22 protein-coding genes are annotated in these 22,181 nt (G+C 38.7%); 17 read left to right on the top strand and 5 right to left on the bottom strand.

Going from position 1 to position 22,181, the window contains the following annotated elements; all coding sequences use genetic code 11:
* Nucleotides 1-7: 7 nt before the first annotated feature.
* Entirely contained in the window at nucleotides 8-649 is a 642-nt protein-coding gene (locus ABOA58_RS13540; RefSeq protein WP_350302720.1) for a hypothetical protein, read from the bottom strand.
* 111 nt (nucleotides 650-760) lie between these two features.
* On the opposite strand from ABOA58_RS13540, the gene ABOA58_RS13535 reads away from it, so the two are divergent.
* The gene (locus ABOA58_RS13535) at nucleotides 761-2,167 is read left to right on the top strand and encodes an FAD-binding oxidoreductase (protein WP_350302719.1); all 1,407 of its coding nucleotides are present in this window, start codon (nucleotides 761-763) and stop codon (nucleotides 2,165-2,167) included.
* On the top strand, nucleotides 2,164-3,495 hold the full coding sequence (locus ABOA58_RS13530) for a (Fe-S)-binding protein (protein WP_350302718.1): 1,332 nt from the start codon (nucleotides 2,164-2,166) through the stop codon (nucleotides 3,493-3,495). Before ABOA58_RS13535 ends, ABOA58_RS13530 begins: the two co-directional genes overlap by 4 nt.
* 244 nt (nucleotides 3,496-3,739) lie before the next feature.
* On the opposite strand, the gene ABOA58_RS13525 is transcribed toward ABOA58_RS13530, so the two are convergent.
* Complete coding sequence (locus ABOA58_RS13525) at nucleotides 3,740-4,369, bottom strand: homoserine/threonine efflux transporter (RefSeq protein ID WP_350302717.1); 630 nt, start codon at nucleotides 4,367-4,369, stop codon at nucleotides 3,740-3,742.
* 140 nt (nucleotides 4,370-4,509) lie between these two features.
* Between ABOA58_RS13525 and ABOA58_RS13520 the strand changes: the two genes are divergently transcribed.
* From ABOA58_RS13520 to ABOA58_RS13460, 13 genes are all read left to right on the top strand, one after another.
* Complete coding sequence (locus ABOA58_RS13520) at nucleotides 4,510-5,337, top strand: TrmB family transcriptional regulator (RefSeq protein ID WP_350302716.1); 828 nt, start codon at nucleotides 4,510-4,512, stop codon at nucleotides 5,335-5,337.
* Nucleotides 5,338-5,638: 301 nt separating this feature from the next.
* Complete coding sequence (locus ABOA58_RS13515) at nucleotides 5,639-6,094, top strand: HEAT repeat domain-containing protein (RefSeq protein WP_350302715.1); 456 nt, start codon at nucleotides 5,639-5,641, stop codon at nucleotides 6,092-6,094.
* A gap of 207 nt (nucleotides 6,095-6,301) precedes the next feature.
* Nucleotides 6,302-7,120 (top strand): methyltransferase domain-containing protein, encoded by an 819-nt coding sequence (locus ABOA58_RS13510; RefSeq protein ID WP_350302714.1) that lies wholly within the window; start codon nucleotides 6,302-6,304, stop codon nucleotides 7,118-7,120.
* Between the two features lie 683 nt (nucleotides 7,121-7,803).
* Nucleotides 7,804-8,499, top strand: a complete 696-nt coding sequence (locus ABOA58_RS13505; protein WP_350302713.1) for a GntR family transcriptional regulator — start codon at nucleotides 7,804-7,806, stop codon at nucleotides 8,497-8,499.
* Nucleotides 8,492-9,409 carry a DMT family transporter gene (locus ABOA58_RS13500; RefSeq protein ID WP_350302712.1) on the top strand — a complete coding sequence of 306 codons (918 nt, stop codon included), beginning with the start codon at nucleotides 8,492-8,494 and terminating at the stop codon, nucleotides 9,407-9,409. Before ABOA58_RS13505 ends, ABOA58_RS13500 begins: the two co-directional genes overlap by 8 nt.
* Nucleotides 9,410-9,733: 324 nt before the next feature.
* Complete coding sequence (locus tag ABOA58_RS13495) at nucleotides 9,734-10,453, top strand: MurR/RpiR family transcriptional regulator (RefSeq protein ID WP_350302711.1); 720 nt, start codon at nucleotides 9,734-9,736, stop codon at nucleotides 10,451-10,453.
* 127 nt (nucleotides 10,454-10,580) lie between these two features.
* Nucleotides 10,581-12,050 (top strand): glycoside hydrolase family 1 protein, encoded by a 1,470-nt coding sequence (locus tag ABOA58_RS13490; protein ID WP_350302710.1) that lies wholly within the window; start codon nucleotides 10,581-10,583, stop codon nucleotides 12,048-12,050.
* Between the two features lie 3 nt (nucleotides 12,051-12,053).
* The gene (locus ABOA58_RS13485; RefSeq protein ID WP_350302709.1) at nucleotides 12,054-12,365 is read left to right on the top strand and encodes a PTS sugar transporter subunit IIB; all 312 of its coding nucleotides are present in this window, start codon (nucleotides 12,054-12,056) and stop codon (nucleotides 12,363-12,365) included.
* A 33-nt stretch (nucleotides 12,366-12,398) separates the two neighbouring features.
* On the top strand, nucleotides 12,399-13,745 hold the full coding sequence (locus ABOA58_RS13480) for a PTS sugar transporter subunit IIC (protein ID WP_350302708.1): 1,347 nt from the start codon (nucleotides 12,399-12,401) through the stop codon (nucleotides 13,743-13,745).
* A 12-nt stretch (nucleotides 13,746-13,757) separates the two neighbouring features.
* Nucleotides 13,758-13,991, top strand: coding sequence for a hypothetical protein (locus ABOA58_RS13475; protein ID WP_350302707.1), 234 nt, complete (start codon nucleotides 13,758-13,760; stop codon nucleotides 13,989-13,991).
* A gap of 18 nt (nucleotides 13,992-14,009) precedes the next feature.
* Complete coding sequence (locus ABOA58_RS13470) at nucleotides 14,010-14,912, top strand: ROK family protein (protein ID WP_350302706.1); 903 nt, start codon at nucleotides 14,010-14,012, stop codon at nucleotides 14,910-14,912.
* Between the two features lie 2 nt (nucleotides 14,913-14,914).
* On the top strand, nucleotides 14,915-15,229 hold the full coding sequence (locus ABOA58_RS13465) for a PTS lactose/cellobiose transporter subunit IIA (RefSeq protein ID WP_350302705.1): 315 nt from the start codon (nucleotides 14,915-14,917) through the stop codon (nucleotides 15,227-15,229).
* Between the two features lie 18 nt (nucleotides 15,230-15,247).
* Nucleotides 15,248-16,576, top strand: a complete 1,329-nt coding sequence (locus ABOA58_RS13460) for a 6-phospho-beta-glucosidase (RefSeq protein ID WP_350302704.1) — start codon at nucleotides 15,248-15,250, stop codon at nucleotides 16,574-16,576.
* A 223-nt stretch (nucleotides 16,577-16,799) separates the two neighbouring features.
* Here ABOA58_RS13460 and ABOA58_RS13455 read toward each other — a convergent pair whose 3' ends face one another.
* Entirely contained in the window at nucleotides 16,800-17,171 is a 372-nt protein-coding gene (locus tag ABOA58_RS13455) for a cyclic-phosphate processing receiver domain-containing protein (protein ID WP_098372364.1), read from the bottom strand.
* Nucleotides 17,172-17,547: 376 nt separating this feature from the next.
* On the opposite strand from ABOA58_RS13455, the gene ABOA58_RS13450 reads away from it, so the two are divergent.
* Nucleotides 17,548-17,727 (top strand): hypothetical protein, encoded by a 180-nt coding sequence (locus ABOA58_RS13450; RefSeq protein WP_350302703.1) that lies wholly within the window; start codon nucleotides 17,548-17,550, stop codon nucleotides 17,725-17,727.
* Nucleotides 17,728-18,181: 454 nt separating this feature from the next.
* Here ABOA58_RS13450 and ABOA58_RS13445 read toward each other — a convergent pair whose 3' ends face one another.
* Complete coding sequence (locus ABOA58_RS13445; RefSeq protein WP_350302702.1) at nucleotides 18,182-19,213, bottom strand: acyltransferase; 1,032 nt, start codon at nucleotides 19,211-19,213, stop codon at nucleotides 18,182-18,184.
* Between the two features lie 1,048 nt (nucleotides 19,214-20,261).
* The gene (locus ABOA58_RS13440; RefSeq protein WP_350302701.1) at nucleotides 20,262-20,672 is read right to left on the bottom strand and encodes a hypothetical protein; all 411 of its coding nucleotides are present in this window, start codon (nucleotides 20,670-20,672) and stop codon (nucleotides 20,262-20,264) included.
* Nucleotides 20,673-21,176: 504 nt separating this feature from the next.
* Here ABOA58_RS13440 and ABOA58_RS13435 point away from each other — a divergent pair.
* On the top strand, nucleotides 21,177-21,764 hold the full coding sequence (locus tag ABOA58_RS13435) for an SET domain-containing protein (protein WP_350302700.1): 588 nt from the start codon (nucleotides 21,177-21,179) through the stop codon (nucleotides 21,762-21,764).
* Nucleotides 21,765-22,181 lie beyond the last annotated feature (417 nt).

Below are 22,181 nucleotides of genomic sequence, written 5' to 3'. Positions count from 1 at the left end.
AAAAGAATTATTTAAACGTTCCCTTCAAATGAGCCAAACACCTTTTGGCAGCCAATAGCGGCGCCGTTAGGACAGGGACAGAAGGATTAACCTGCTTTGCAATATGATCCATACTATATTGTGAAAGCAAAATCACTTCTGTCTTTCCATCCAATTGTTCCACCATCTTTTTAACCCGATCGTCATGTTCCTTTTTTTTTCCTTGTGATAATAAATGGATGATTCCTGGATCCACCAATGACTCGATCATACAGTCCGGATTCTTATTTAATAAGTAATTTTGAAGGGCGATCGGCGTTTCTTTTACGGTTGAAACCAGGCCGATGCTAGTGTAGCGAAGTGCTTCATCAAGCATGGCCTCATCTGAACGAAATAACTTTACAGGGTATAAAGGTTGTAAAATTGCAGTGATGTCATTAAATGCAGAGCAAGTAAGTTGGATACATGAAACATTAGAATCATAGGCTATATTCACTAATGCAGAAAAGCGGCGGATGATTTCCGGAGTTAACTTGCCGCTCTTTTCCATCAAGGCGAGAAGACCCGTGTCCATGAAATGAAGAAGTTCAATGTTCGGTGCAACAGTCTGAAAGGCAACTTCAATTGGTTTTAGTGCAGTTGTGGTTGCATGAATCAGGGCGATTTTCAAATATAATCCTCCTTTTCTTTCATCATTATATCTAGCAGAATCTTAAAATGCCATTATATTACATACGAATAGACCTTTTCCGTATTTCTATTAAGAAAGGAAGTGAGAAGCATGGAGAAAGAAGCCCTGGTCGATCTTTGTCAGGTAATTCCAGGTGACAGAATGTTTCTTGATTTGGCAGAAAGGTATTGTTATAGCTATGACGCTTCTTTTGGGGAATATTTACCTGAAGTCGTTATACAGCCAAAAAACGCGGAGGAAATCAGTGAAGTGGTTAAATTGGCTAATACTCACAAAATACCTGTTTACCCTAGAGGATCAGGAACTTCGCTAAGTGGCGGCCCTTTACCTGTTAAAGGGGGGATGGTTCTTGATATGACCCTTTTGCGTGATAAATTGATCATTGATCGGGAAAATATGCTTGCCATTGTCTCTCCAGGTGTGATTACGGCAGATATTCATAAAAAGGCTGAAGAAGCCGGCTTATTCTATCCGCCGGATCCAAGCAGCTCCAATGTAGCCACTATAGGCGGGAATCTATTAGAAAACTCCAGCGGGCCAAAGGGATTGAAATACGGAACGACAAAAGAATACGTGATAGGTCTGGAGGTGGTCACCCCGACCGGAGAAATCATTCGTACTGGCGGAAAGACCGTTAAAAATGTAACAGGGTATGATTTGACCCGATTGATCGTGGGATCGGAAGGTACTCTGGGCATCGTTACAGAAGCAATCATCCGCTTGATACCAAAACCTCAATCTAAACAAACATTTGTCGCCCACTTCAATCATTTGATAGACTCTGGCCATGCCATTACCAGCATTTTATCGTCAGGAATTCTACCATCTGCCTTGGAATTGATGGATAATGCGTGCATCCGTGCTGTTGAAAGCTATCGGCCTTCCGGTTTGCCTCTTCAGGCAGAAGCGATTCTGATCATAGAAATAGATGGTCACCCATTGGCGATTGAGGAAGAAATCAATAAATGCGCTGATATATGCAGGGCGGAGGGTGCTTCCTACGTCAAGATAGCGGAGACAGAGGACGAGCGCCAAACGATTTGGAGTGCGCGTAAATCGGTTTCCCCGGCCATTACACAAATGGGCCCTACAAAAATTTCTGAAGACGCGACCGTTCCGCGCAGTCAAATACCGGCCATGATGGAGAGATTAAACAATATCCGGGAGAAATACGGATTGAACTTGGTCGTATTCGGCCATGCAGGGGATGGCAATTTACATCCGAACATCATTACTGATAAACGAAATATTACAGAAATGAAAAAAGTGGAGCTTGCTGTCAGTGAAATTTTTGAAGCAGCAATCGAATTAGGCGGAACACTTTCGGGGGAACATGGAATCGGTACTTTAAAGTCACCATATATGGAAATGGAATTAGGAATAACAGGGGTGAATATGATGAAAAAAATTAAAGAAGCATGGGATCCCAATAATATCCTGAATCCGGGGAAGATTTTTCCTGATAAAGGACAGACAAGGGTCGTGTTGGTTACATGAATCTACCCGCCAAACCGAACGAGTCAAATGCTGCGGTCCAAAATTTACATTCAGATGCCTATGATTGGACAAACCAATGCGTAAAATGCGGATACTGTTTACCGGCATGCCCTACATATGAATCAATGGGGGTGGAATCCGCCTCTCCACGCGGTCGTATCAATCTAGTGAAAATGGCAGCCGAAGGAAAAATAGATTTCCAAAAAGATTTAGCTGAACCGATCGACCTATGCTTAGGCTGTCGTGCTTGTGAAACAGCTTGTCCTGTTGGTGTGCCATACGGACATATACTGGAAGCGGCAAAAGAAGCCATTGAAAACTCCCCGTCAGCAAATCAAAAAAACAAAATGACAAAGATCAAAAAACTGGCATTGGTTCATCTTTTTCCATATCCAAAACGAATGAACAGGATTGGAAGTGCAGTACAGCTCTATCAAAAAACAGGCTTATCCAGGCTTATCCGTTCATCAAATGTACTGCAAAAGGTTTCCCCTGCCCTTGCACATCTAGAACAAGCACTTCCAGCCATCGAGCCGTCCTCCAAACGAATCCGGACAGGTACGATAATGCCGGCAAAAGGGGAAACGAAATTAAAGGTGGCATTTTTTACTGGGTGTATCATGGATTCCATGATGTCACGAATAAACCGTCTTACCATTGAGTTGCTCACCTTAGCGGGTTGTGAGGTCATTCTCCCTGAAAATCAGAATTGCTGCGGTGCCCTGCATTCCCATCAAGGTGAAATAAAACAAGCGAAAGCATTGGCAAAGAGGAATATCCAGGCCTTCATGCAAACAGATGCTGATGTCATTGTAAATAACGCAGGAGGCTGCGGCGCCTCACTTCTTGAATATGGACATCTATTGGCAGATGATCACGAATGGGCTGGCGCGGCAAGGGTCTTTTCGGAAAAATCAAAAGATATCAGTCAAATTCTTCATCAATTGGGGCCGCTTCCTTTTACTGAAGAATGGCAAGGCATCGTATCTTATCAAGATTCATGTCATTTACGCAATGTTCAAAAGGTCCAAAAGGAACCTCGTTTATTATTGCAATCCATACCAGGGGTTACCTATGTGGAAATGGAAGGGTTTGACCGCTGCTGTGCATCTGGAGGAATTTACAATCTTCTCCACTTTGATGAATCCATGAAAATTCTTGATGAGAAAATGAAGAACTTAAAAGAAACGAAAGCAACAACCGTAGTGACGGTTAACCCTGGATGCCAAATGCAAATGAGCATTGGCATCCAAAGGGAGGGAGCGGCAAACCAAATGAAAAGTTTGCACCTTGTTGAAATACTCGCCAAGGTTTGCGGCTTGGATTGACAAAAAGGGATACTTCAAACTTCATAGGACATTACCCGTCAGTATTTCCTGCTCTTATGGCAAAATACTGACGTTTTTGTTTTTAATGATGAAGGCGGAAAAATCTTTGCCGACCAATAATGCAGTGCCATATGTACGAACAAAAGATTGAGTTTATGCCATTATCGGTGCCGGTTCGTAAATAAAAAAAACCGTTCAATTATCTGAACGGATGGAATCAAATTAGATGTGTTAGTAAATGAATTTATATTCCTGTTTTTATCCCAAAACCAATTAAAATTAAGCCAGTTGATTTTTGGAATGCTTTCTGGAATTTGGAGTTGTTCATCCATTTTTTTGCGTAATCAATTAGATAAACAAGAAATAGAAACCACATTACAGCGAGCAAGGTTAAGATGAAGGCTAATATAATCAATTGCTGGTTTACATTTCCGTTCAAATTGATAAATTGCGGCATGATTGTAATATAAACTAAAACGGTCTTTGGATTAAGTATATTATTAAGTAATGCTTGCATAAAGGAATCTTTATTATGCCGGTTTGAATGCTTTGCAGGTGTATTTGCTTGTGCTTGAATTTCTTTTAAAGAAAAAACGCTTTTAGCAAAAAAACTTTTTATCCCTAAATAAATTAAGTAGGCGGCTCCCAAATATTTGATTGCACTGAAAAGAATCACAGATTTCGCAATCACAACAGATAATCCAAGAATTGCAATAAACGTCCAAAAAGAAAGTCCCGTTGCCATTCCGAGAACCGTATACCGTCCAGCTTTTGTACCATGGCTAAGCGTGTTTTTCACTAAGAGCATAGTATCTGCTCCTGGTATAATAACCATCATTGCAACAATTGATATGTATGTAAGTAAGCTATCCATACTATTTCTCCTCTCCTCTTTAATAGTGGTTACTAAAGTAACTACTCATGTAAGTATATTAGATGAAAATGGAAAACGTCAACAGATTTTGTTAAAATATTAGTTACAAAGGTAGCGACTAAGGTTGTGTTGGAGGGATTATGAAAGAAAACATTTTAGAAACATTAAAAAATCTAAACTTTACCGAATATGAAGCGAAAGCATATCTTACCTTATTGGAAGAATCGCCATTAACAGGCTATGCAGTAGCAAAAAACTCCGGTGTACCACGTTCAAGAATCTATGAAATTCTGGACAGTCTCGCAATAAGAGGAGATATTCTGGTTAGTCCTGGAAACACACCACAATATACGCCTGTACCTGCAAAGGAACTAATAAAAAACCGACGGATAAAAGCAGAAGAGAATTTTGAACGGGCAGAAAAATCATTAGCGGAGTTTGAACGTTCTGCAAATGACCGTGAAAATATCTGGAATATCATGGGACGCAATGAAATACTCGATAAGGTAAAAGCTTGTATATTATCTGCTAAAAAAAGAATACTCTTAGAGATTTGGGAAGACGAATTCGAAGAATTAGAGTATGAACTAAGACAGGCAGCAAATAAAGGGGTCAATGTAACAATTATTGCCTATGGGGAAATCGTATGTGATTTTGCTAATGTTTACCTCCATTATATGGGTTATGCAATTACAGAAGAGTATGGCGGACGATGGCTTGTTATCAGTGGAGATGATTCAGAAGTAGTAGCAGGCATTGTCTCGCTTGGTAAAGATAGCCGTGCAGCATGGACCATGCATGTAGGATTAGTGATGCCCATTACAGAAGTCATGATTCATGATTTGTATCTGATGGAAATCATGGAGAAGCATAGAGAACTATTAGAAGAAAGCTTTGGTGTAAATCTCGCCAATTTACGTAAAAAGTTTTCTATCCATCCAGATTATAAAAAACATTACGTGGACTAGATTTGCTATTATTGTCTGCATACTTCATAGTCAACTATAGGGGCATGAATCCAGGCAGGATTTATGCCTTTTACTGTTGAAGCTACTTTTGGAGCTATAGGTTCAAGTAAGTTTGTAGAGCAAAGCATCGCACCCCCGGCACCCGACTGATTTGAGGATACAACAGATGATTTAGGAATTTAACTATATTAAAATATGGAAAAGGGTATAATAAGGAATGTAATAAACCATTCCTGGTAATGGGATTATTGTAGTAGCGGATTAACATTTTGATATCCGGAATACTAAGACAGAAGGAGAAATGATTCATTTGAATAACAAAGAAACAAAGGGTATCGAGTTACCTGCCAACTATGAGGAATTAAAAAAATCTGCCAATCGCAAATCTAATTGGAGAGAACGTTTAGATGCGATCGAAGAATTAGGTCAGTCAAAAAGTAAACAAGTAATCGACATTCTCACACATATCATGAGTAATGATTCTGTATATAAAGTTCAAGAGGCAGCCTACCGTCAATTGAAAAGTTTAGGTGAAGATGTTCAATTGCCAGCAAGGAAAAAAGGAGAGTTGGTCAAAGGTTTGACCAAAATCTTAGTCAGGATCAAGAAGAGTTTACCAGAAAATCACACATATACTGAATTCAAAGAGAAACTCCAGAAGATGAGAATGGATATATATGATACATATGAGGGTGAAAAAGGAGCAGACTTTGATAAATGGCTTGAAAATACGTGGTCAGCTTTATCGAAAAGATAAAAGTGTAAAGAATAATAAGCAATATTTGATGCAGGAGCAAAGTTTTTGCTCCTTTTTCTTATGTGTAAAACAAAGTTTTTGCTATGGTATGCTAATATATTTAAAAGAGGAAGTATTTGGCTGTTTGCTTTAATTTGAAACAAACTAATATGCAACTCCAAACCACTGTGAAAGCCGATAAATACATACGAATTCAGGGGAGAAAAGATGACAGATTATATTGAACTTTGGAAACAGGCAATGGCGGATCATACAGGGAATATACCTAACAGGCTAAAAGATGATGCTGCAGAAGAAGCTTTTTGGGCTTCCAAGGTTGCAGCGAAAAAGCAACATAAAGCGGACCCTTATGCAAAAATTGTACAGCAAGAGTTATTGGCATTATTAAAACATGATGATCATGTATTGGAAATCGGCCCTGGATGGGGAAATTATACATTTGATATTGCAAAAGAAGTCAGGAAGCTAACTTGTATAGATAGTTCCAAAAGCATTATCAATTTTTTGGAATCCCAGGCGAACGAAAAAGGTTTCGAAAACATGGAGTTGATTCATGATAAGTGGGAAAGTGAGACCAAAAGAAACAAATTTGACGTAGTATTTGGTTTTAATTGTTATTACCGTATGACAGAAATCGGTCAAACCTTATTAAAAATGAATGAGTCTGCAGCCCGTTTAGTGATAGTAGGTATGACAACCGGCCCTGAAAAACCTCATTATATGGAATTGCAGCAACAAGGATATACAATCAATTTAAGAAAACGGGATTACATACACATCTTGAATGTTTTGTATCAACTTGGGATACTGGCGGACTGTAAGATCGTTAAATTGAAAAGTAAAAAAATCTATTCCACCTTTGAAGAAGTGATCCGAGATAATACAACAAAAATTCTTGATGAACATTTTTCCTACGATGAAGTAAAAACGATCCTAAATAAATATGTGGTGGAAAAAGAGGGAGTTTTCGAATACGAATATCCGTTTCATGCAGCTTTGATGTATTGGAATCCAAGGTTAAATTAACAATTTGAGTACCTTTTTCTCTGAATTCTTTACCTTCTTTTTGAGGTCCTTCAGGAAAAAGGTATTTTTTCTGTTGGATATTCGCAAAATAATATTAACAAGACTACAAAAAAGATGATAAAACGGAGTGTGAATGATAAATGAAAGAAATATCCGAAAAGAGATTTTGTGAAACTTGTAAAAAAGAGACAGTTCATACAGTAACTGAAGATGCATTGGAAATAGAATATTCATGTAATGAGTGCGGTCAGCACCAAGACATTTTCAAGACATTTTTTTAGAAACACCAAATTTCACTTGAAATGGTCATAAAGTGAGAAGTATCCAATTCATTCGCGAAAACTATCCAATATTTGTGAGTTCCAGGAGCACTAAACTACAAATGTCGTAAGTCTCAGTCTAGTGTTTTAAAAATTTAAAAATACATACTATGGATATACAAAAAATAGAACTTATTTTCAGTGAATCGTTGTAAATCTTAAAGCTCGAGGACTCATGGTAGAAGGATTACTTTCATCATTCGAAAAGAAATGTTTTTACTATGGAAGTATTCCCTTTTATTAAAATGTGCTTGATGTTTTAACAAAGGATCCAGATATAAATTTTCTATAATTTCTTTCTTACGGCATGCAATATGTGATATATTGCATATTATATATCGGTAATTTAAGGAGGTATAGCCGTTGAAGCATTCAAATTCATCTCAAAAAATAAAACGTACTTCTGTACGTGAAGAAGCATACATGATATTGCGGGATTGGATTGTCCAGGGAAACCTAACGCCAGGCCAGCAATTACGCGATAAAGAATTAGCCGAGCAATTGGGTGTAAGCAGAACCCCAATAAGAGAAGCACTATTAAGGCTTGAGGATGAAGGATTTGTCGAGACCAAGCCGAGCCGTTCAACAATTGTTTCCCCTATTCGATTCGATGGTGTATTAGACATATACTCCATTGTTTGGACACTGGAAAAGCTGGCTATGGAACAGGCTTTTGATTTCATTGAAGAAAAACACTTAATAGAAATGGAAGCCATCAATCATGAAGTGAAAAAAGCAATCGACGAAGGAAATCAAATGGTGGCCGTTCAGAAAGATAATGACTTTCATTCCATTTACATCAATCTTTCTACAAATGATGAAATGAAGCGGATCCTATCGGGACTCAAACAAAAACTTATACGAATGGAACTGTTTTATTTCAATCAGGTAAGTGATGTTCATCTTTCCGTTGATGAGCATGATCAGATCATACACGCATTAAGGAATGGAAATCTCACTATGGTGCTTAAGGTGATAGAAAAGAATTGGAAAGAAAGTTATTTAAGAATTCAAGCCCATACGGAACGTGTAAAAAGCGGGGTAGAAAAAAATGAGTAATGATACTTTAGTTGCTATATCACCTACAAGAAACAAAGGGATTGCACTAGTACTGACTGGTGCTGCGTTATGGGGAGTGTCAGGGACGGCAGCTCAATATCTGTTTCAGCAGCAAGGATTCAGTCCTGAGTGGCTCACTGTTATACGCTTGTTGCTTTCTGGAATCATCTTATTGGGTGTCGCTTATAAGAATGAAAGGCTGAAAGTTTTTGAGATTTGGAAAACCAAAAAAGATGCGCTTCAAATTATCCTTTTTGCCATTCTAGGAATGCTCGCTGTTCAATACACATATTTTGCAGCGATTGAACATGGCAACGCAGCCACTGCCACAGTCCTTCAATACTTGGCACCGGCGCTTATCACTTGTTATTTAGCCATTCGCTCCAAACGTTTTCCAAGCATTACTGTGAGTGTAGCTGTGATCATAGCGATTTTAGGCACTTTTTTGCTTGTGACGGGAGGAAGCATTCGTACACTATCCATTTCCGGCTGGGCAGTATTTTGGGGAGTAACATCAGCCTTTGCATTGGCGTTCTATACATTGCAGCCTTATAAACTCCTTTCTAGATGGGGAGCGATGATTGTTGTGGGTTGGGGCATGCTGATTGGAGGCATATGCTTTAGCGTAATCCATCCTCCATGGGCATTTGAAGGCAATTGGACGTTCCCTTCATTTTCAGCGGTTTTATTCATCATCATTTTCGGTACGATCATTGCTTTTTATTTTTATTTGGAAAGTACCAAATTCATCTCGGCTTCTGAGGTAAGTTTATTTGCTTCGGTTGAACCATTATCCGCAACCTTAATATCCGTTTTCTGGCTGAATGTAACATTCGGTTTTGCCGAGTGGCTTGGCACGCTCTGCATTATTAGCACCATTACGATTTTATCGATCGTAAAAAACAAGTAATGTCAGATGCTAATTATTACTAGGCGAAAAAAACTAATAATCTACCATGGAGTGGACGAAGCTCGAAATTATACACTTCTAAAAAAAGCAATTACACTTCATGTGAATTGCTTTTTTTGTATTTTACGAGTATTATGCAACATTTGGCTATTCAAAGGCCGTTATTTAGACTGTTCAACTTATCCAGCAGAACCAATCTTCCAAATAACCTACGTATTATAAGTAATAAAAGGAGAAATGGCATAGAAAACGAAATATAGATACGAGTATGGAAAATGAAAATGAGACTTTGGTCGTTAACTGACACTCAAAAGGAGTTTTTATATGTTTACTAGAGAAGCCATTGCATCTTTTAATGAATTGGAATGTTCGTTATATGGTTATATTACCAAAAACGCAGAAAAGGTCTCTTATATGAGGATAAGGGAGCTCGCAGATGAGACACATGTCTCTACTTCCACTATCCTTCGTTTTTGCAGAAAGGTTGATTGCGCTGGTTACTCTGAATTCAAAGTGAAGCTTAAGATGTATATAAGTGAGAAACAGCATGTCAAGCTAAAGAGTACCCAACATTCTTTGTCGGAATTTGTAGAGAGGACACTGAAGGGAAGCTTCGAGTCATATATTCAAGAAACGGCGAGGCTGATTGCCAAAGCGGAGAGTGTCATTTTTCTTGGTATTGGAAGCTCGGGCATTATGGCTGAATATGGGTCACGCTATGTTTCCAGCCTTGGGAAATCTTCCTTATATATTAAGGATCCTTTCTTTCCAATCCATTCAAAGTATTCAAGTAACAGTGTAACGATTGCCTTGAGTGTGTCTGGAGAAACGATAGAGATCATTGACCTTATAAAATGTTTAAAAGAAGAGGGAAGCACCATCGTCAGCATAACCAATAATAAAGTCAGTACGATTGCAAGGATATCAGATTTGAATATATCCTATTTCGTGACAGAGGAATACAGCGGTAAATCGAATATAACCACCCAAATTCCGGTCGTTTATCTGTTAGAGGCGATTGCCAAAGAAATATACAAGATATAGATCACGAGAAACATCCTGTTTCTTTTATGTAACAGATGACAACTGACGTCACAAAAAACAGAAAGGGGGAATGGTATTTACCGCAACATTGAAAGCGGATACAATTTTCTTAGGAAGAGGTGAGATAATGATTCATCAAAAGAGTGAACGCTTCCCAGAAAACTTTTTATGGGGCTCTGCATCGGCAGCATACCAAGTGGAGGGAGCATGGAATGAGGATGGAAAGGGTCTTTCTGTCTGGGATATTTATGCAAAAAAGAATGGTACGACTTTTGAAAGTACGAACGGTGATGTGGCGGTTGACCATTATCATCGTTTCAGGGAAGACATTGCCTTGATGGCCGATATGGGATTGAAGGCATACCGCTTTTCTGTTGCCTGGAGCCGGATTTATCCTGAAGGGAAAGGAAAAATCAATGAAGCGGGCCTGAAATTTTACGATGACCTCATTAATGAATTGCTAAAACACGGCATTGAGCCCATTTTAACGGTTTACCACTGGGATGTTCCCCAAGCATTAATGGAGGAATATGGTGCCTGGGAATCAAGGGAAATCATTCATGACTTCAACGAATATTGCATCACGCTGTTCAAACGCTTCGGTGGACGGGTTAAGTACTGGGTCACTTTGAATGAGCAAAATGTATTTATCGGATTAGGATACCGTACAGGGCTGCATCCACCGGGTGTGAAAGATGCAAAAAGGATGTATGAAGCCAATCATATTGCAAACTTGGCCAATGCTAAAGCCATCCAATCATTCAGAAGGTTCGTACCTGAAGGCAAAATCGGTCCCAGCTTTGCTTTTGGACCGACATACCCTTTTACTTGTGCCCCGGATAATATCCTTGCTTATGAAAATGCCGAGGATCTCAATAACCATTGGTGGCTGGATGTTTATTGCTGGGGAACCTATCCTATGATAAGCATGAAGTATTTAGAGAGAAATGGTCTGGCTCCGACCATCATGGATGGGGATATGGAACTTCTGGCCTTTGGAAGGCCTGACTTCATCGGAGTCAATTACTATAGATCGGGAACTGTCGAAATGAACCCGCTTGACGGCATTGAACTGGGGACCATGAATACGACCGGAAAGAAAGGAACATCAGAGGAAAGCGGTGTTCCCGGACTTTTCAAATCAAAGCGAAATCCTCACTTGGATGCAACGAACTGGGATTGGGAAATCGACCCTACAGGCCTTCGTATCGGACTTCGCAGATTGACCAGCAGATATAGGCTCCCTATCCTCATCACTGAAAATGGCTTAGGTGAATATGATACGCTCCTTGAAGGGGATGTGGTGAATGATGAGTACCGCATTGAGTATTTGAAAAGTCATGTAGCGGCCTGCCAGGATGCCATCAGTGACGGTGTGGACCTAATTGGATACTGCACTTGGTCATTCACGGATATACTTAGCTGGCTTAATGGCTACAAGAAGCGCTACGGCTTCGTTTATGTGAACAGAGATGAACATAGTGAAAAGGATTTAAGGCGCATTAAGAAAAAAAGTTTCTATTGGTATAAAGAATTGATAGAAAATAACGGAAATAATTTACATAATATTCAATCTATTATTCAAAAGGAGGAATAATGAATGAAAAAAATCCTATTGGTATGTGCAGCTGGAATGTCCACCAGCTTGCTCGTTAATAAAATGAATGACGCTGCAAAGGATAAGGGCATCGCCATTGATATTGTTGCCTTGCCCATTTCAGAATGCTCAAAAGCCGCTGAGGAAGTGGACGTCGTATTATTGGGTCCTCAGGTCAGATATCAAAAAGCACAGGTGGATGCCATTGTAGACGGAAGGGTGCCAGTAGAGGTTATAGAAATGAGAGCATATGGAACGATGAACGGGAGCGCGATCCTCGATCGGGCATTAGAGCTTATTGGTCAAGATCAATAAAACAAAAAAAAGAATGATTCAGGGGGGTATTTTATGGGATTCATGGCTAGTTTTGAGCGTGGTATGGAAAAAGCCCTTGTTCCTGTCGCGGCTAAACTGAACTCTCAAAGGCATATTGTTGCTATTCGTGACGCTTTTATATTAGCATTTCCAATCACGCTTGCGGGTTCATTGATCGTTTTACTGAATTTTGCTGTACTGGCTCCGGATGGATTCATTGCAAAGATGCTGTTCTTGAATAAGCTATTTCCTAATTTGGCTGATTTCCAGCAGGTATTCGCACCAGTATTGAATGGTTCAACCAGTATTTTATCCATATTCATCGTCTTTCTAATTGCCAGGAATATCGCCTTAGCCATGAAGGCGGATGACCTTCTTTGCGGATTAACTGCCCTTTCCACTTTCTTCATTGTATATCCCGCTTATACGGTGGTTGACGGGACGAATTTCCTTTCCACTCAATGGGTGGGGGCACAGGGTCTCTTCGTAGCCATGATCATCGGCTTGCTCGTGGGCGAGATCTTCAGCCGTTTATCCAAATCGAAACGTCTTCAAATCACGATGCCTGCGTCCGTACCGCCAGCCATCTCGAGAACATTCAAGGTTCTTTTTCCAATCGTCATCATTACAGTTTTATTCTCAGTTGGTAATGCAATCATTCTAGCTATCTACCCAAATGGGATCCATGAATTGATATATGCAGCGATCCAGACCCCATTGAAAAACTTGGGAACCAATATATTCTCGTTAATTATCCTGGCCATAGTATCGAATCTCCTCTGGGTCTTCGGGATTCATGGTCCTAATACAGTTGCCGCAATCAGGGAAGGAATGTTTGCGGAGGCAACGCTTGAAAACCTGAACTATGTCGCTTCACATGGATCTGCCTGGGGAGCTCCCTACCCTGTTACTTGGGCTATCAATGATGCTTTCGCCAATTACGGTGGATCAGGCATGACCCTGGGATTGATCATTGCCATTTTCATCGCATCAAGAAGAAAGGATTATCACGATATCGGAAAGCTTTCCATTGCACCGGGTATCTTCAATATCAATGAACCGATCATCTTTGGATTGCCAGTTGTACTTAATCCAATATTGATCTTCCCTTTCATCCTGGTGCCGGCAGTAAACATCTTGATCGGCTATATCGCGATCACAACAGAGCTGATACCGCCGATAGCCTATACTGTGCCGTGGACGACGCCTGGTCCGCTTATTGCATTCTTTGGTACTGGCGGAAACTGGATGGCCTTGGTTATTGGATTCGTCTGTCTGGCTGTTTCAACGCTTGTCTATCTACCGTTCGTGCTAGCTTCCAATAAGGCTGCAGCCATACAGCAACCAACGGATGCCGGCAATAACGATTTACCTGCTTAGAAAGGAGAATGCATGAATACTTATCAAATTCAAATGAATTGCGGACAGATATCATATCTTTGTGATTTCTTCTCGGAATATGAAGATGAACGCATAAAAACAACTCTTCTATCCTCAAATCGGGTTCAGGCAATATTTGAAGCAATGACCGCCCTCAAAGGAGAGGAAGCGGTGAAGCACCTTAAACAGGTCTTTCAGCAATCCAAGTTCGGCCCTGGTCTATATTATACTATCAAAAAAATTTAGTAAGGGGGACAGGATATCATGTCCAACTATCTAGCCTTTGACATAGGGGGAACGGAAATAAAATACGGATTGCTGACAGAATTAGGCGATATTTTGGAAAAAGGAAGATTTCCGACGGTTCGCAACAATGGGGAAGCTATCCTTGAAGCGATCTTAGCTAAAGTTTCCGTTTTTCCCAGTTTACGAGGAATCGCCATTAGCGCTCCCGGCTTTGTCAATGACCAGACAGGTTTTATAGAAATGGGTGGAGCCATCAAGGATTTTGATGGTTTCAACATTAAAACATATATGGAGGAACGGACGAATCTGCCTGTCACGGTGGAAAATGATGTGAATTGTGTCGCTCTAGCCGAGAAATGGAAGGGGAACGCAAAGGACACTGAACACTTTCTCTGCATGACTGTCGGTACAGGGGTTGGCGGAGCGGTTTTCCTTAACAATCAATTATACCGGGGCATTTCCTTTGGGGCCGGTGAATTTGGATTCATGATCACCCATGGTAGCAAAGATGGATCAGCTTTTAAAAATACTTTGAGTTGGAATGGATCTATTTCAGGCATCAGGGAACGGTATGCAAAACATAAAGGAATTTTGGTTGAGGAAGTAACCGGACAGGATGTTTTTCATGCATATGAAACTGGAGACCCTATAGCTCGCGATGAAGTGGAAAGGTTCTATGATAGCCTTGCAATTGGAATCCACAATTTGTATTTCATGTTCAATCCAAACAAAATCTTGATTGGCGGAGCTGTAAGTGCCAGGCAAGAATTGATACCAGAGCTCAGAAGAAGAGTCGAATCATTAAATGGATATATAAATGGAGATTGTATTGAAGCATGTTTTTTGAACAATGATGCAGGCATGTTCGGTGCCTTGTTTCATCATCTGCAAACATATGTAAACCAAGGAAGAAGGGAATAGTCATGGAAGGATTGGAAGCTGTAGCTTTTGAAATGATCAGCAATGTAGGGACCGCAAAGAGCTTGATCATGGAAGCCTTGTATGAGGCAAGAGAAGGACGATATGAAGCGGCCGAGGAAAAACTGAAGAAATCCCAGATTCATATGGTTGAAGGCCACCATGCCCATTCAGGGCTCATCCAGCAGGAAGCATCAGGACAAAAGGTGGAATTCTCGCTTCTACTTATGCATGCAGAGGATCAAATGATGAGTGCTGAGACGATAAGGGACCTAGTTGCAGAAATGATTAAAATGTATCGGGAAATGAGACAAAAATAAGAATGGTGGGATGTCATTTTGAAGAATGGGATAAAAATCGTGACAATAGGCGGCGGTTCCAGCTATACACCGGAACTGATTGAAGGTTTTATCAAACGGTATGATGAACTTCCTATAAGTGAAATCTGGCTCGTTGACATAAACAAAGGTAACGAAAAACTGGAGATCGTCGGAAACCTTGCTAGGAGAATGGTTGAAAAGGCAGGTCTGCCAATTGACATTCACCTTACACTTAACCGACGCGAAGCATTGAAGGATGCAGATTTTGTAACGACCCAATTCCGGGTCGGATTACTTGATGCAAGAGCTAAGGATGAAAGGATTCCATTAAAATATGATGTAATCGGACAGGAGACAAATGGGCCTGGAGGTCTCTTCAAAGGACTTCGGACCATACCAGTGATACTTGAAATCTGCAGGGATATGGAGGAGCTTTGTCCGGATGCCTGGCTTGTGAACTTCACCAACCCAGCTGGAATGGTTACGGAGGCAGTCTTAAGGTATAGCACCATCAAAAAGGTTGTTGGTTTATGCAACGTTCCCATCGGGATGAAAATGGGCATAGCAAAAGCTTTGGATGTAGAGCCAGACAGGGTTCAAGTCGATTTTGCAGGATTGAATCATATGGTATTCGGACTGGATGTATATGTGGACGGAAAAAGCGTGAAGGATAAAGTAATAAATGCGCTTGGGGATCCAAAAAATGAAATGACGATGAAAAACATTGCAGGCTTTGCCTGGGATCGTGATTTCATCAAAGGAATGGGCATTATTCCTTGCGGATACCATCGTTATTATTACAAGACCGATGAAATGCTTGCCGAAGAAAAGGAATCTTCAGCAACAAATGGGACGCGGGCCGAGGTCGTTCAACAACTGGAAAAGGACCTATTTGAATTGTATAGAGATCCTGAACTGAATGTTAAACCGGCTCAACTAGAAAAGCGCGGTGGAGCGTATTACAGCGAAGCGGCATGCAGTCTCATCAATTCGATTTACAATGATAAGCGGGATATTCAGCCAGTCAATACACGCAATAACGGGGCGATAGCGAGTATTCCAAATGAATCAGCCATTGAAATTAACTGTGTGATCACCAAAGAAGGGCCAAGACCAATCGCCATTGGCGACCTGCCTGTAGCAGTCCGGGGATTGGTCCAGCAAATTAAATCTTTTGAAAGGATGGCTGCTGAAGCGGCTGTCACAGGAGATTATCATAAAGCTTTAGTGGCGATGACCATAAATCCTTTAGTACCATCAGACACTATCGCCAAAAAAATACTGGATGAAATGCTCGAGGCGCATAAAGAAGACCTGCCGCAATTTTTTAATGAAGTGAAATCATGATTTAAATCAATGGTTACAGAAGGTGCTTATAGCTTTTGGACCAAAAAAGATCACTCCCTGATAGATTCTGATCAGGGAGTGATCTTTTTTTATTAAGGATTGCTTCTATCTGTACAACAGTCAAAATAAAAATACAAAAAAGCAACTATGAATAAAGTTGCCTTTTCAATATAGTTTATTTTACATTTACAATGGATGAAATGTAATTGAGATTGAGAAGAGTTTACCGTATATCTATATAATGTTGCAGAACCTTTGACGGGAAGAATTTGAGAGGCAATGGTCGTAAGGATACAATAATGGCAGGGGGCATAGTTAAATTCCGTTGTGCTTGCTTTAAACAGTTGTACATTGCTTTACCGCCAACTGAATTGGCAGAGTGAATAGTAATGCGATTGGCAAATAGTTTTTCTTTGACCATCTTTTGAACAAGCATAAAACCATTCCTGGTTTTATTTAATAAATCATGGTCCAAAGAAAGATGTTCAATATCAAAGTTTTGCAATAGCTCTATACATTCGTCAATAGTCTCGACTAACACATAGCCATCGGGTGCTTTCCGATAGTCATCCAGAAAAACGCTGATTTTCTCCATTTACTACACTCCTTTCCTTATACAAGTGTGACTAAGAAAAGTCTATCAAACCTAAGAAAATATGGTTTGATATATTAAGTCTAACATAACAATGTAAGAAGGGGGCATATTCGACGTTAAAGACTAATATACGACAGCCTTTTAATAAATATTCTATTTACTTATCGTTGTGCTACCTCAACTGACGGAACTTTACTAAAAGGAGGAACTGTCACTGAGCCCATTATGAAACTAAGTCATGGTTTGTAATAAAAAACGTATAGTCCAACTTCTTCTTAATATCCCTTGTGAAATATGGTACAAAACATCCATTTACAAGTTAATGATTGTAATAAATTGGGTAAAAGGTAATATCTTGACTAAAAGGAGAAGTGATATGTTACATCCAGACGAGATTTACCTTGTACTTAGGGAAAAAACGCTGCTGTTGGAGTTAAAGGAACAAATAAATGACTATCATATTTCCTACTTATCAATGATTAATGATCAGCTTACATTGATTAATGATGCTTTAAAAGAATGTAACGTTGATTCCTTCACTATGTCAAAAGGATAAAACCAACATTTACTTGTATAGGGGATCAATTTTTTAACTATAATGAACCAGCTTAGCTCCCTTTGAGAAAGGCGCTTTTTTAATGGGCAAAGTAGTATCAAACCTATCATTACTTATATATGAGAAAGCGGGAGAACAAACCATATCACCGCAAATCTGTTTAATTGGCATCATAAAGTCTTGGTCGCACTAAGTTTAATCGAAGTGTCAAAAAAGGATTTAACATAATTGAATTAATTCAGGGTTTGCAAATATAAAGATAAAATTCTCAAAAAAAGGGAGTGACAACAAATTTCTTTCAAACTTAGTTGAAAGCAAAAAACAGATTTTTTTCATTTATAGAGGAGAGAACATCGAATTAATAACGCTTGGACCTGTGGTTTTTTAAGTGTAATTTTTAAGAAGAATTATTGGGACTTGAGGTCTCATGCGCTTTTATCGTTGTAACTCTCCACTAACAGGTTTTTATCATTTTGCTTAAACGCCTTTTGAAATATTGAAGGAGGTCATAAGAAATGTACGACATAGAAATTATAAGGAGTGTCTCAAATAGTTTTAACAATAAATTGTCGGATATATGATCCATTTTTACTGCCGATAAAATCAAATCAAAAATATCGATGAAGACTACATGAACAATGTATATACCTAGGGCTCTTCCTCCTACTTTAGTAATGAACAAATCCTTCCCCAATGTTTTATTATTTAATGCAAATAAAAAAAGAAATGCAGTTAAAAAGATAGTAGAAATAAAATATTCTCCATGGCTTCCTGATAATACCTTATCTAATAAGTATCCTTCTACCACTTGGAAAGTAAAGAAGATAAAAATTAATAATAGGTAGGTTTTGGCTGTTATTGCTCTTGACTTTTTAAAGAATTTATCATCCGCTAAGAAGAATCCCAAAGTTGTATAAAAAAGACCAATAAATAAAGCATCCCGTGTACTTTGAGGAAAATCATAGAACACAGAATACGATTGTCCGAAAAGACCTATCAAGTTTAATATTAGGCTGATGGTTAAAAGAAGCCTTACTTTTTTTAATTTAAAAAAAACGAAAAGAATGATAACACTCCAAATTAATGCGGTTAAAAACCACAATTGGTATCCGCTAGTCCCAGTTCCGTAATATATAAGGTCAAGAAAGGAAAAATGATTAATGTATTGCGCTAATTCCTTTGCTGCATCGGTAGCAACTTTATAAAGAATAAGAACATCATACATCATATAAAAGAAGAGCCAGCATAAATACAGTTTTAAGATTTTTATAATATACCTTTTAAAATAATCAATGGAATCCCTTGTATGTATCATCTTTTTACCGAACAAATAACCAGAGGCAGTAAAGAAGAATGGCACCGCAAACCTTGAGATGTTATCGAGAATAAATAGACCAATTTGGCTATCCTTTGGGAATACATGAATGACTACAACAGAAAAAATTGCAAAAAATTTAATAAAGTCAATCGCGCTATTTCTTTCCATTTGTTCACCCTTTTCATAACACTTTTACTATCATTGGTTATTCCTTATATTATGTACACCAAAGCAATATTTTTATTTATTTTTCTTTTTTTGAATCCAATTACGAGATACTGTAAGAAACTTAAAGGAGGGGGAGTGGTGCATCACCTTGCGGATAGTCATAATGTATGCCAATGTTCGAATTAACTTGGCTCTTACAGAAGAAAATCCTGTAATCTTGCCTATTGACCATAGGAAATGTGGGAACTACCTGATTACAAATTGCAAATTGATATCTCATTATTGGTGTAAGAAGTCCAAAGAGTATAGTAAGGTGCTAAACGCATTATTTTTTCAGCGTCGTATACATTTTCTACCTGGGTTATTACAACCAAGACATTTATTATGAAAACTATGTTTTATTTAATAACAAATCAATTATGGTTAATTAACCTTTCCTTTATCTCATTGTTTCTTAATACAGATTACGGGTATAAGAGAGGATAGAAAAAAGTAGATGGGGAGTAGATTTGGATGAAAGTAATTTTTATTCTAGCTATAATTGTAATTGCATATATGGTATATAAAGAGGTTGTTAAACGAAGGTAGATTTAACGACTAAAAACAGCTCTTAGAAGAGGATTATATATTTATGCACTGTGGAATTCTTTAGATTTTTTTATTCTTTTGGGTAATTTACTTTAAGAGTGGCCTGCCACTTTTAACATTTGTGAAATGTTTGACAAGAAGAAGAATCGTTTATTCCTTTTAGTACACAGCCATATTAGTTAAATCCTAAATTTAATAAATCGGAGGTATGAATGTGTTAAACAAATTTAAAAAATTAATAAGTGATCCAAAAGTACAAAAAACAGTAAAAGAAAAGGTAATCCCTTTGGTAAAAAAAGAAATTGAAAAAAGGAAAACAAATAAAACATAGTCCTAAATACGAGTCAATGCTCCTAATAGGACATAAGGGGTGTAGCTTTATTTGTATTTGACTGTTTCAAAAATTTATATAACTAATGGGTGCTTTACTTCAAAAAGAAGTAAGGCTTTTTTACTTTAACTACAGGGGCATATTAATTGAACGATAGGTAGGAATTAAGGTGATCGAATGAAAATACTTGTCCTTGTTGGAGTTAAAAACAGATAAGGAACCAACTGAAACATATGATATTTGCAAATTTTTAATAGTAAGGTAGCAAAAGTATGCCTTAAATGATGCAGAGAAAATCGGTGAGCGGGGTAGATCAGCTGGTTCTAAAATCTCTTTAAATATTTTGTGCAGTCCACAAGGATTTAATGGCATATTTTTTCTGATTATAAAAGGTTCACTATAATGTTTTTGCTGATCCAAAAGTGTTTCTTTATAGTCATGAAATCGGTAAGGCAATGAGATGAAGGGGGAGGTGGCGTTCTTTTCTCTTTTTCCTCGATCTAAAATCGTTTGATTTGCTAAATTAACTTTCCCCATCATTAATTCACAATTCACTAGTTATTGGCTTGGGATCATATTTAGGTATTAATTTGTAAGCTCCTGTAAGGTCACCAAATTAGAGAATTCTCCTTATTAAATTAAGATTTAAGTACCATCTTTTTTTGTCGATGCTTACTGCAAACTTTTTATCCTCGAATTTTTCAAAAGATGATCTATGATGATGAATTACAAAATAATTTCACCTATCAAGTAATATAGCTAGAAATTCTTTTGTTTCCGTAAGCACCTTCATTAATAATTATACTCTTCACTTATTCTATGAAGATCAATATTTTCCGGTGAAGTTTTGATGAAAGTTATCATGCATCCTCTTTTCTGTTTATTTCTAAATTTCTGTGGTTTTTCCATTAAAGCGACCAATTTCATTTTTCTAGTGGAAAATTCCGCTAATTGAACTTGGATAAAATACGCGAATGAACAGTCAATTAAACGAATCTGCTATATATTGTAATAGTAAGTTTTGAGAAAGGGTGAACAGAATCGATGATACATCCAGATACCGAGATTCGGTTTGTCAATGAAAAGATTGGTGTGGGGGTTTTTGCCACAAAAATGATTCCCAAAGGAACGATTATCTGGGCATTGGATGATTTGGACATCATCCTAGAGGAAGATGAGATTGAATCGCTTGATCTAGTGCGAAAGGAAATCGTCTATAAATATGCCTACCTCAACGATGACGACCGCTATGTGCTGTGCTGGGATCATGCCAGATACATGAATCACAGCTTCAGTCCAAATGTGGTATCGACGGTCTATGAAATTGAATTGGCGTCGAGGGATATCCTCCCCGGAGAGCAAATCACATGCGATTATGCTACGCTCGGGTTAGACGAACCGTTTGAGTGTGAACCGGAGGAAGGGACGTCTAGCACCGTAGTGATGCCGGATGATTATCTGCATCGCTACAAGGAATGGGATGAGTTGGCTCGGGAGGCATTTAAACGATTGAATCAAGTAGACCAGCCTCTGCGTCATCTGATTCTTCCGGAATACGTCGACAGGGTAAACGCGATTGCAGAGGGTCGTGTCGAGCCGGATTCCTTTCTTACGCTCTATGAAGAGGAGTAAAGGCAACAAACATCTATCAGGACAGACGGATCTGTTGGTTGTTCTCAGTTCATTCAACCAGCTTTTTATCGATCCAGCAAGCAAGATGGAACATGAATCATCACCGTGAGGGTTTAAAACACAGAAAAAACCGCCCCTCTGAACATTATATCTTTTTCCTAGAATGGAATGTGTTATCCAGCGAGGAGTTATAGGTTAAAAGGGCAACACACATACCACCGTTCTGAAATTTCAGAACGGTGGTATGTGTGTTTACAGTTAAATTTATACGATTGATGTTTATAAACTCGATTTTGTATATCAAAACAGTTAGAGAGTGAATGTGATGAGGATGTCCCTAATGTATTGAACTTTTTGTGTCTGTGTACAAAAGTGTAGAAGGTCATAAAAGCAAGAACATTTAAGGTATCTATAATT

It is taken from the genome of Peribacillus frigoritolerans, from assembly GCF_040250305.1.
Classification (GTDB): domain Bacteria; phylum Bacillota; class Bacilli; order Bacillales; family DSM-1321; genus Peribacillus.
The sequence above is the reverse complement of the archived record's forward strand: the minus strand, read 5'-3'. Positions and strand labels throughout refer to the sequence as shown.